Origin of the sequence: Streptococcus mitis, assembly GCF_001579035.1 — a bacterium.
Lineage (GTDB): Bacteria > Bacillota > Bacilli > Lactobacillales > Streptococcaceae > Streptococcus > Streptococcus mitis_J.
The window spans coordinates 353,555-354,443 of sequence record NZ_KQ970287.1 but is presented as its reverse complement, the minus strand read 5'-3'; the positions used below and the strand labels follow the sequence as shown (position 1 = coordinate 354,443).

1 protein-coding gene and 1 pseudogene are annotated in these 889 nt (G+C 32.4%); both read right to left on the bottom strand.

Translation table 11 applies throughout. The features are described from left to right. Window positions 1–364: pseudogene (locus SMIDD26_RS11645) on the bottom strand (ribonucleotide-diphosphate reductase subunit alpha); the annotation flags it as partial. A gap of 80 nt (window positions 365–444) precedes the next feature. Next, window positions 445–663 carry a glutaredoxin-like protein NrdH gene (gene nrdH / locus SMIDD26_RS06150; RefSeq protein WP_000259242.1) on the bottom strand — a complete coding sequence of 73 codons (219 nt, stop codon included), beginning with the start codon at window positions 661–663 and terminating at the stop codon, window positions 445–447. Window positions 664–889 lie beyond the last annotated feature (226 nt).

The following is an 889-nucleotide window of genomic DNA, read 5'->3' as shown; positions in this document are numbered from 1 at the left end:
CTTCCATACTTTCAAGATAATATTCACCGTCATTAGTCTTTAAGGCATATTGATTGTAAAATTTATAAGCAGCCATGAAAGACTTGAATTGGAAGTTTTGGTCTTTGATAAATTGTGACAATTCTTCCAAGAACTCTGTACGGTATTTCTTGATAAAGGCTGTTTCGATGTAGTTGTGTTCAATGAGGTAGTTGATTTTATCAGTAATTGAATCAAAAACCATAGTGTTTGGAACGACATTTTCTTTAAAGAAGGCATCCAAGGCTTCCTTATCTTTATGAAGCATGATTTGTCCATTAACAGGACGGTTGATTTCGTTATTAAGACGGAAGTAAGTCACGTCTTCAAGATGTTTTAATCCCATAAAATTTCCCTTATCTAATTACAAAAGAAAGGCTTCTAAGTTAGGCCTAGAAGCAGTTTCTTCTGGATGATGTACTAAGATTATGCTAATTGTTTCAGTTTTCCTGGTTGGAAACCTGAAAAGACTTCAGTTGGTGTTTGAATAATAGGAGCTGCGCTAAAACCGAGTTCTTTGACTTGATCGATGTACTCAGGCTGCTCATCAAGATTGATTTCTTTATATTCAACGTTATTACTGTCCAAGAAACGTTTGGTCATTTTACATTGGACACAATTGTTTTTAGAATAAACGGTTACCATTGTGTAACTCCTCTTCAAAATTTAATACTATCTTAGTATATCAGAAAATAAAAATTTGTCAATGATTTAAACTAAATATAGTGGTCTGTTTTTCTAGTCAAGCTCACAAAACACAATATGTAGTGTTTGCTTTATAAAATAGCAATGATTATCCTATAAATCGTTTTTAAAGAAACTATATCCTGTGTTTTGTTATCTAGGACAGAAGATTTTCAGCAAGTTATCT

Coding starts and splice junctions, on each gene's coding strand:
- nrdH (WP_000259242.1), bottom strand. CDS start 663: ATGGTAACCGTTTATTCTAAAAACAATTGTGTCCAATGTAAAATGACC.